At 66.6% G+C, this 8,064-nt stretch carries 12 protein-coding genes and 2 tRNA genes; 9 read left to right on the top strand and 5 right to left on the bottom strand.

Going from position 1 to position 8,064, the window contains the following annotated elements:
- The 7 genes from NBV68_RS15250 to NBV68_RS15220 all read left to right on the top strand — a co-directional run.
- Nucleotides 1-452 (top strand): aminotransferase class I/II-fold pyridoxal phosphate-dependent enzyme (locus tag NBV68_RS15250; protein ID WP_296311291.1); only part of this gene is annotated, 452 nt, incomplete at its 5' end.
- Between the two features lie 105 nt (nt 453-557).
- Nucleotides 558-1,160: a hypothetical protein gene (locus NBV68_RS15245; RefSeq protein ID WP_296311288.1), complete on the top strand. Its 603-nt coding sequence runs from the start codon at nt 558-560 to the stop codon at nt 1,158-1,160.
- Nucleotides 1,161-1,185: 25 nt separating this feature from the next.
- A complete protein-coding gene (locus tag NBV68_RS15240) occupies nt 1,186-1,542 on the top strand; it encodes a hypothetical protein (protein ID WP_296311286.1) in 357 nt (118 codons plus the stop codon).
- A gap of 3 nt (nt 1,543-1,545) precedes the next feature.
- Nucleotides 1,546-2,052 carry a hypothetical protein gene (locus tag NBV68_RS15235; protein ID WP_296311284.1) on the top strand — a complete coding sequence of 169 codons (507 nt, stop codon included), beginning with the start codon at nt 1,546-1,548 and terminating at the stop codon, nt 2,050-2,052.
- 46 nt (nt 2,053-2,098) lie between these two features.
- Nucleotides 2,099-2,521 (top strand): JAB domain-containing protein, encoded by a 423-nt coding sequence (locus NBV68_RS15230; protein ID WP_296311280.1) that lies wholly within the window; start codon nt 2,099-2,101, stop codon nt 2,519-2,521.
- Nucleotides 2,518-2,904, top strand: a complete 387-nt coding sequence (locus NBV68_RS15225; RefSeq protein ID WP_296311279.1) for a winged helix-turn-helix domain-containing protein — start codon at nt 2,518-2,520, stop codon at nt 2,902-2,904. The genes NBV68_RS15230 and NBV68_RS15225 overlap by 4 nt, the downstream gene beginning before the upstream one ends.
- A gap of 87 nt (nt 2,905-2,991) precedes the next feature.
- On the top strand, nt 2,992-3,813 hold the full coding sequence (locus NBV68_RS15220) for a crotonase/enoyl-CoA hydratase family protein (protein WP_296311276.1): 822 nt from the start codon (nt 2,992-2,994) through the stop codon (nt 3,811-3,813).
- Here the strand turns inward: NBV68_RS15220 and arsH are convergent.
- From arsH to NBV68_RS15195, 5 genes are all read right to left on the bottom strand, one after another.
- Entirely contained in the window at nt 3,810-4,568 is a 759-nt protein-coding gene (gene arsH, locus NBV68_RS15215) for an arsenical resistance protein ArsH (protein ID WP_296311274.1), read from the bottom strand. The two genes, NBV68_RS15220 and arsH, sit on opposite strands and share 4 nt — an antisense overlap.
- Nucleotides 4,565-5,623 carry an ACR3 family arsenite efflux transporter gene (gene arsB / locus NBV68_RS15210; protein ID WP_296311271.1) on the bottom strand — a complete coding sequence of 353 codons (1,059 nt, stop codon included), beginning with the start codon at nt 5,621-5,623 and terminating at the stop codon, nt 4,565-4,567. Before arsB ends, arsH begins: the two co-directional genes overlap by 4 nt.
- Nucleotides 5,620-6,126 carry an arsenate reductase ArsC gene (locus tag NBV68_RS15205; protein ID WP_296311268.1) on the bottom strand — a complete coding sequence of 169 codons (507 nt, stop codon included), beginning with the start codon at nt 6,124-6,126 and terminating at the stop codon, nt 5,620-5,622. Before NBV68_RS15205 ends, arsB begins: the two co-directional genes overlap by 4 nt.
- Nucleotides 6,127-6,128: 2 nt before the next feature.
- Nucleotides 6,129-6,485, bottom strand: a complete 357-nt coding sequence (locus NBV68_RS15200; RefSeq protein WP_296311266.1) for a metalloregulator ArsR/SmtB family transcription factor — start codon at nt 6,483-6,485, stop codon at nt 6,129-6,131.
- Nucleotides 6,486-6,793: 308 nt separating this feature from the next.
- On the bottom strand, nt 6,794-7,573 hold the full coding sequence (locus NBV68_RS15195; RefSeq protein ID WP_296311263.1) for a thioesterase family protein: 780 nt from the start codon (nt 7,571-7,573) through the stop codon (nt 6,794-6,796).
- A gap of 137 nt (nt 7,574-7,710) precedes the next feature.
- On the opposite strand from NBV68_RS15195, the gene NBV68_RS15190 reads away from it, so the two are divergent.
- Together NBV68_RS15190 and NBV68_RS15185 are read left to right on the top strand one after the other, a co-directional pair.
- A tRNA-Cys gene (locus NBV68_RS15190) sits at nt 7,711-7,784 on the top strand.
- A 57-nt stretch (nt 7,785-7,841) separates the two neighbouring features.
- A tRNA-Thr gene (locus NBV68_RS15185) sits at nt 7,842-7,917 on the top strand.
- Nucleotides 7,918-8,064: the final 147 nt, after the last annotated feature.

Below are 8,064 nucleotides of genomic sequence, written 5' to 3'. Positions count from 1 at the left end.
TTGCGGTCGGCAACAAGCAGCTGATCGCGGCGCTGACGCGGGTGAAGTCCTATCTCGATTACGGCGCCTTCACCCCGATTCAGGCCGCCGCCTGTGCTGCCTTGAACGGCCCGCAGGACATCATCGAGGCGAACCGCGAGCTCTACCACCGCCGCCGCGACGTGATGGTCGAGGCCTTCGGTCGCGCCGGGTGGGACATTCCCCCGCCGCCCGCCTCGATGTTCGCCTGGGCCCCGCTGCCGCCGGCGCTGAAATCGATGGGCAGCCTCGAATTTTCCAAGCAGCTCCTGACACAAGCGCAGGTCGCGGTCGCTCCCGGCGTGGGCTATGGCGAGAACGGCGAGGGCTATGTGCGGATCGCGATGGTGGAGAACGAACAGCGCCTCCGCCAAGCGGCGCGCAACATCAAGCGCTACCTTCAGTCAGTGGGCGTCAACAGCTCCGCAGCCTGATTCTTCGGCGAACCAGCCGGACTTTCTGCTCCAGAACGGAAGAATTTCTGTCCATTTTGCGTTAGTTTGCAGGTAAGGTGGGATGAAGTTCGCAAGGAGAGGACCATGGCGTCCGGAGCCGCGAAGCGGCTGACCGACAGACAGCGCGCCGTCATGGAACGGATCGACCGGCGCGTCCCGATCAAGGTGATCGCTACCGAGCTCGGGGTGTCCGAGACCCGGATAAACCAGCATATCCGGGCGCTGAAGGACTTCTACGACGCCGCCAGCCTCGGCGAGCTCGTCGAGAATTACCGCGCCACGCTCAGCCCCGAAGCAGCCAAGGAAGCGGCGGAAAACGACCCAGGGAGAATTGCGGATAGAGCTTTGCTGAACCCCTTCAGCGAACCTGCATACACAAATTCTCAGATTAACGACGCAGGCAATCCGGCTGATTTCGGTGACCGGGACGACCCGGGCCGCCTGGTCCTCAGCGATGCGATGCCTCTCATAGAACAGGCGCCATGGCTGAAATCCGGCGAACCGCGGGTGGTCCCCGGAGTGCTCGATGGTGAGCATGCCGTTCTGATGCGGCTGGGGGCGATCGTCGGGATCGCCGCGGGTATCCTGGCATCGGTGATCCTGGTGATCACGGCCGCGATGACCCTAAGCCAGGCAACGGAAGGCAAGGCTTACATCTCCGTGGAAACCGAAGCCGCTGCCGGATGAGCACCGGGGGCGCGGGAGACCGACGATGGATAATCGTATTGTCGCTGACGCACGCAATCTCAAGAAGCTGATCCGTGAAGCCGAAGCCCTTTCCGATGAAGCGATCATCGCGATGGCCCGGCTCAAGCAGGCCATGCTGTCCGCACGGCAGAACCCGACGGTCGAAGTCAGCACCGGCCAGCGCGCGTTGCTGCGCCTGACCGAGGCCGAGGGCCACGCGCTGTCGATGTCGACCAACCTGCTCCGGGTGCATGACGAGTTGAACAAGGTCGCCCGCGTCCATGCCGGCGGCGATGCCGGCGAGGAAACCAAGATCGGTTCGCCCGATCTCGATGCCCTGCCGGCCAGCCAGCTGCGCCAGGAGGAGCGGCTTCGCGCCTGACACATGGACGACCTGGTGCAATTCTACAATGATTACCGGGCCCCCGCACAGCACCTCGTCGCCTTCCTGCTTGCCGGGGCGGCGTGGCGCTGGGGCGGGGCGCCCGAGCGCTGGCTGAACGTGGCATTCCTCGCCACGATGGTGCTGCCCATCTATGTGCTGCAATGGTTCTATCCGGTCTTCACGTTCGAAGATTCGGCCTACGTGTTCCGCATGACGGTGGATGCGGTGGCGGTTGCCATCTTCATCGGGATCGCCCTGCGTGCCAATCGCAACTATCCGCTTGGCATCGCCGGCTTCCAGCTGGTCGCGCTTGGGGCCTACCTGGTCAAGGTGGTGGTTCCGGAGGTCTCGCCGCTGGCGCTTGCCATCCTCATCGTCGGCCCGTCCTATTGCCAGCTCCTGATGCTGCTCGTCGGTTTTGTCCGCCACATCCGGCGCGAGCGCCGCTTCGGCCCCTATCGCGACTGGCGCGTTGCGCCGACCGCCGTCGGCGGGGTGACGGCATGACGCCGGGCTCTCCCCCGTCGCCCTGCGCCGCCGGCAAGATGCGCCGATGCTGACGCAGGTGCTGGACCGCAGCAACGCGAGCGCGCTCTCGCAGGATCGGCGCGCGGCGGCGATGATCGCCTATCTGCGCAGCCTCGTGCTGGCCCCGCCGGCCCAGTACGAGCGCGGGCACGCGATCTTCCTCGACGCGCACAGCGCCTGGCTGGGCGATGCGCCTTGCGGGATCGGCACGATGACGACGCTCGCGTTCCGGATGCGCGCGTTGCTCGGCGAGGCGCTGCGCCACGATGCGGCCGGCATCATCCTCGCGCACAGCCACCCCTCGGGCCACTGCCGCCCGAGCGGATGTGACATCGCCAGCACCCGCCGCCTCGCCGACGTCGCGCGGGCGCTCGACATCACGCTGATCGATCACCTGATCTTCACCGCCGACGCGGTCTATTCGATGCGCGCAGGAGGCCTGCTGTGAGCGCGCCGCTGCCGTCGTACTATTTCCCCGGCAATGATATCGTCGGCCCGCGCTTCCGTGAGGCAGGCGAGATGGTGCTCGACCAGTTCCACCGCGACGGGCGGGTCGATGCCCAGTGGCTTGGCCTGCACCCGCGCGAATTCGCGCTGCTGTGGCGGCTCGCGGCGCAACCGGGCGAGCGATTGTGCGACCAGCAGCTGCGCACCGAAGTCTTCCGCATCATGGAGGGGCCCGAGCTCGGGGCCATCGGCGCCGATATCGCGCGCCTGCGCGGCAAGCTGGCCGCAGCGGGCGCGGGCCACCTGATCTGCACCGACGGCGATGGCCGCTACTTCCTCGAAGTGCCTCCCGACCACGGCCTCTCGCGTCCCGCGGCGGAGTGAGGCGGGCCGAGGGACAGGGGCCTATGGACAGGGCGCAAGCGATCGGTCAATCTTGGGGCAATCACAAAGACCGAGGATCCGCCTGACATGTCCGCCACCGCCACCACCACGATCGCCAATGACCGCGTCTCCATCGAACTTGGCGAGGACGGGGTCGCCGATGTCCGCTTCGTGCGCGCGGAGAAGATGAACGCGCTCGATCCCGAGATGTTCGAGCGCATCATCGAGGCAGGCCACGCGCTCCAGCGCATGAAGGGCCTGCGCGCGGTGGTGCTCTCGGGCGAGGGCCGGGCCTTCTGCGCCGGGCTCGACCTGTCGAACTTCGCGCGCAAGCCCCCCGAGGACGAGCCCGCGCTGACCGAGCGCACCTATGGCAATGCCAACCGCCCGCAGCAGGTGGCGACGCAGTGGAGGAAGCTCCCCGTACCGGTGATCGCGGCGATCCACGGCGTGTGCTTCGGCGGGGGGCTCCAGATCGCGAGCGGGGCGGACATCCGCATCGCCCACCCCGAAACTCGGATGGCGATCATGGAGATGAAGTGGGGCCTCGTCCCCGATATGGGCGGCTATGTGCTGTGGCGCGGCCTCGTGCGCGACGATGTTCTGCGCGAGCTGATCTACACCAACCGCGAATTCAACGGGGCCGAGGCGCAGGCGCTTGGCCTTGCGACTTACGTGGACGACAACCCGCGCGAGCGCGCCTTCGCCATTGCCCGCCAGATCGCGTTGAAGAACCCCCACGCGATCCGCGCCGCCAAGCGCCTTCAGGCCGGCATGTGGGAGCGCGAGACCGATGCGATCCTGCTCGAGGAAAGCATCGAGCAGCACGGCATCATGCGCAGCCGCAACCAGGTCGAGGCGGTGATGGCCGAGATGGAGCGCCGGAAGCCGAACTTCGAGGACGTCTAGGACGCCGGGGCCACGGTGATCCCGGCGCTGTCCGCCGGAGTTTCCACCGGCTCGTCACGCTCGACCCGCTCGGAATAGCGGTCGACGAGCTGTTCGGCATGGGGCCGCAGCAGCACGGTGAAGCGCACCAGTTCCTCCATCACGTCGACGATCCGGTCGTAATAGGCCGAAGGCTTCATCCGCCCGTCCTCGTCGAATTCCAGATAGGCCTTGGCGACCGAGGACTGGTTGGGGATGGTGAACATCCGCATCCAGCGACCGAGAATGCGCAGGGTGTTGACGGTGTTGAAGCTCTGCGATCCGGCGCAGACCTGCATCACCGCCAGCGTGCGGCCCTGAGTCGGGCGCAGGCCCTTGTAGGCCAGCGGCAGATGGTCGATCTGCGCCTTCATGATTCCGGTGATGGTGCCGTGGCGTTCGGGGCTGCACCACACCTGCGCCTCTGACCACAGCGAATGTTCGCGCAGTTCGTGCACTGCCGGGTGATCGTCGCCCGGGTGTAGATCGGGCAGGGGGAGGTCGCTGGGATCGAAGATGCGCGTTTCGCAGCCGAAGAATTGCAGCAGCCGCGCCGCTTCCTCCACCGCAAGGCGCGAAAAGGAGCGCTCCCGCAGCGAACCGTAGAGCAGCAGCACCCGCACCGGCGGATCGGCCGGGCCGAGGCCGAGGGCCGGGCGCTGATGCGCGTATTCGGGCTTCAGCGCGGGCAGGTGGGCCGGATCGGGGAGCGTGCGCAGGCGCGGGAAATCGGTCACGCTGCCTCTCCCGGAAAGCGGTCACGGGTGCGGTTGGCGAAGGCCACCAGCGAGAGCATCACCGGCACCTCGACCAGCACGCCGACGACCGTCGCCAGCGCCGCACCGCTCGACAACCCGAACAGCCCGATGGCGACCGCCACCGCCAGCTCGAAGAAGTTCGACGTGCCGATCAGCGCGCAAGGGGCGGCGATCGCGTGCGGCACCCGCCACGCCCAGGCCCAGGCATAGGCAGCAGCGAAGATGCCGTAGGACTGGATGATGATCGGCACTGCGATCAGCGCGATCAGCAACGGATTGGCGATGATCGTCTCTGCCTGAAAGGCGAACAATAGCACCACCGTCGCCAGCAGCCCGATCACCGACCAAGGCTTGAGCTTTGCGGTAAAGGCATCGACCGCCGCCGCATCGCCGCCGTGACTCGCGATCACGCGGCCTCGGACAAATGCACCTGCCGCCAGCGGGATCACCACATACAGCACGGTCGAGAGCAGCAGCGTCTCCCACGGCACGACGATCGTCGTCACCCCCAGCAGCAGCGCAACAATCGGGGCGAAGGCGACGATCATCACCAGATCGTTCACCGACACCTGCACCAGCGTGTAGGCCGGATCGCCGCGGGTCATCTGCGACCACACGAACACCATCGCGGTGCAGGGGGCCGCGCCCAGCAGGATCAGCCCGGCAATATATTGCTGCGCATCATCGCGCGGCAGCAGCCCGGCATAGAGATAATCGAAGAACAGCACTGCCAGCGCCGCCATGGTGAAGGGCTTGATCAGCCAGTTGATCGCCAGCGTGATCACCAGCCCCTTGGGCTTGCGGCCGATATCGCGGATGCTGCCGAAATCGACGCCGACCATCATCGGGAAGATCATCGCCCAGATCAGCACCGCGACAACGAGGTTGACCGAGGCATATTCGAGCCCCGCCAGCATGCTCACCGCATCGGGCGCGGCAATGCCCAGCCCGAGCCCCGCCAGAATGGCAAGCAGCACCCAGAGCGAAAGATAGCGCTCGAACAGGCCGAGCGGAGGAGCGGCGGCCTCGCTCATGCCGCGCCCTCCATTGCGCCGATTTCCGCCAGCGCGGCCAGCAGCGCGGGCTTGTCCATCGCCGCCCGGTCAAGCGCGAGGAACGCACGCACCCGCATCTCGAGCAGCCGCCAGGTCTCCTCGAAGGCGGCGTCCACCTCGGCTTGCGCGCCGGTCACGTCGGCGGGATCGGGCAGGCCCCAATGGGCCTTCAACGGGCTGCCAAGGAACACCGGGCAGGTCTCGCCCGCCGCATTGCCGCACACGGTGATTGCAAGGTCGATGGCAGGCGCGCCGGGGGCGGTGAATTCGTTCCAGCTCTTGGAGCGGAAGGGTGCCGTGTCGATCCCGCACCGAGCCAGCAGGCGCAGCGCGCCCGGATGCGGCACGCCCTTGGGCTTGCTCCCCGCGCTGAAGGCCCGCACGCGCGGCTCTCCGAGGTGGTTGAACAGCGCCTCGCCAAGAATCGACCGGGCGGAATTGCCGGTGCACAGCACCAGCACGGTGAAGGGGGTGTCGGTCATGGTCAGCCTCTTGTGTCAGGTTCACAGGCAAGCCCCGCCATGAGGTCGCCGCACATTTCGGGCACCCCCTGACAGCAATCCTGCATGAGGAAGGTGAGCAGGCGGCGCATGCCGCCAAAATCGGCGCGGTAGTGGATCAGGCGGCTCTCGCGCTCGGACTGCACCAGCCCGGCCCGTTCGAGCGTGGCGACATGGTGCGACATGGTCGAGGGCGGGACGCCGCAATGCTCGGCGAGGGCCCCTGCGATCATGCCTTGCGGCCCGGCCTTCACCAGCGCCCGGAACACCGCAAGCCGGGTTTCGTGGGCGAGCGCGCCCAGCGCATCGACCGCCCAGACCGGGGTGTTGCGATTGTCCATGGATTCCACCTTTCGAGAAATATCGAAATAATGGTATCGCAGCATCGGTCAACCCGGAAAATCGGATGCGCGGGCGGTGCCGGCCGCGAATGCGCCTCTTTCCTGCAGGCGGCCGGGGTGGCAGGCTCGGCGCGGCTCGTTCTGGTTTGTCAGCACCCCCCCCCCGCGCCCGCTCCTGCCGTGAAAACGCGCGCCGATGCACTGTCCGTCCGCACCCGAAATGCGCGGCTAAATAGCTGAACTACCGATGGAAAGCGGGCTGTTGGAAAAGTGACACGGTGTAACCTTTGTCACCTTCCCAACAGGCTTTAGCCAAACACTGCCACGCACTGCATCCCGTCGAGCACCTGCCGCCCGTCGGCGTCCCACAGCCTGAGACGCTCGGAGGAATAGCCCGCGTCGGCATGCTGGCTGGCGTTCTCGGCGAGATACCAGCCGTCGCGCGACCGGCTCTCGGGATCGAGCACGTTGAACGACCAGTTGATCGAGCTGATCGGCCCCTGCCGCTGCATCGCCCGCATCGCGCCCGGCGGCATGACGTCGCCCATCAGTACCAGCTTGGAGACGGGATCGAGCGTGTGGTCCTCGATCAGCCGCGCCCAGCGCGTGACGGTGGCACCGCGGTCGGTGCCCTTGGGCTGGCCATGGCGCAATGCGAAGTTCTTGGCGACGAAGGCCGGGGCGAACTGGTGGGTGACCTCGGCGCAGTCCTCGGGCGGGCCGGGCCAGTCCTCGGGCATCCCCGAGGGGTGCACGGCATTGGCCTCGCGCCCCTCGCCGAACAGCCAGTAGGCGCTGAGCGCGACGCGGCCTTCGCACAGGATCTCGGAGCGCAGCTGGGTGACGTTTCGGCCCTGGCGGACGATCTCGGCCTTGAGTTCGATCTCCTCACCCACCGGCGCGACGAAGGCGACCTGGCCGGCGCGCAAGGGGGGCAGGCCCGGAAAGGCGCGCACCGCCATGGTGTAGGCCACCAGCGCCGAGGCCCCGCCATAAAGCGTGCGCCCCTGCAGCCAGTCGGCGGCATGGGTGAGGCGGGCAGGCCCGGGCTGGCCGGTGACGGGTTCGAGAAGGCTTGCGATGGTCATGCAGCCAGACATGGCGCGGCCCGCACGCCTCGTCCAGACTGACGTTAGGGAAGGGGACACGCCAATCACACATTGCCAAGCCCGCCCCGAATCGCTAGTGCGCCGCTTCCGTCCGGGGCTTCGCCCCCGGAAGGCTCGGCCCGATGGCGGAGTGGTTACGCAGAGGACTGCAAATCCTTGCACGCCGGTTCGATTCCGGCTCGGGCCTCCACATCTTTTTTGCGATTGCGAACCTGTGGCCTTGGGCTTAGGGCGCGCAAACCGGTAAGCCGCTTTAGCTCAGTCGGTAGAGCACATCATTCGTAATGATGGGGTCACGTGTTCGAGTCACGTAAGCGGCACCATTCCTCAGAAAATCACTGATTTACAACGATCTGAGGCATCGTCTCGCCCAAAGTGTAGCACAGATGTGTCACACACGATGGGTCGAGCATCTCAGCTAACTGTCTGGGAAGGCGTCACAAAGACCGTTCCGAAGTGTCGCACAGCAG

The sequence above is a fragment of the Erythrobacter sp. genome, from assembly GCF_023653175.1.
Classification (GTDB): domain Bacteria; phylum Pseudomonadota; class Alphaproteobacteria; order Sphingomonadales; family Sphingomonadaceae; genus Erythrobacter.
This window is presented reverse-complemented; position numbering and strand designations above follow the sequence as displayed.

Coding starts and splice junctions, on each gene's coding strand:
- NBV68_RS15245 (WP_296311288.1), top strand. CDS start 558: ATGGCGTCCGGAGCCGCGAAGCGGCTGACCGACAGACAGCGCGCCGTC.
- NBV68_RS15240 (WP_296311286.1), top strand. CDS start 1,186: ATGGATAATCGTATTGTCGCTGACGCACGCAATCTCAAGAAGCTGATC.
- NBV68_RS15235 (WP_296311284.1), top strand. CDS start 1,546: ATGGACGACCTGGTGCAATTCTACAATGATTACCGGGCCCCCGCACAG.
- NBV68_RS15230 (WP_296311280.1), top strand. CDS start 2,099: ATGCTGACGCAGGTGCTGGACCGCAGCAACGCGAGCGCGCTCTCGCAG.
- NBV68_RS15220 (WP_296311276.1), top strand. CDS start 2,992: ATGTCCGCCACCGCCACCACCACGATCGCCAATGACCGCGTCTCCATC.
- arsB (WP_296311271.1), bottom strand. CDS start 5,623: ATGAGCGAGGCCGCCGCTCCTCCGCTCGGCCTGTTCGAGCGCTATCTT.
- NBV68_RS15205 (WP_296311268.1), bottom strand. CDS start 6,126: ATGACCGACACCCCCTTCACCGTGCTGGTGCTGTGCACCGGCAATTCC.
- NBV68_RS15200 (WP_296311266.1), bottom strand. CDS start 6,485: ATGGACAATCGCAACACCCCGGTCTGGGCGGTCGATGCGCTGGGCGCG.
- NBV68_RS15195 (WP_296311263.1), bottom strand. CDS start 7,573: ATGACCATCGCAAGCCTTCTCGAACCCGTCACCGGCCAGCCCGGGCCT.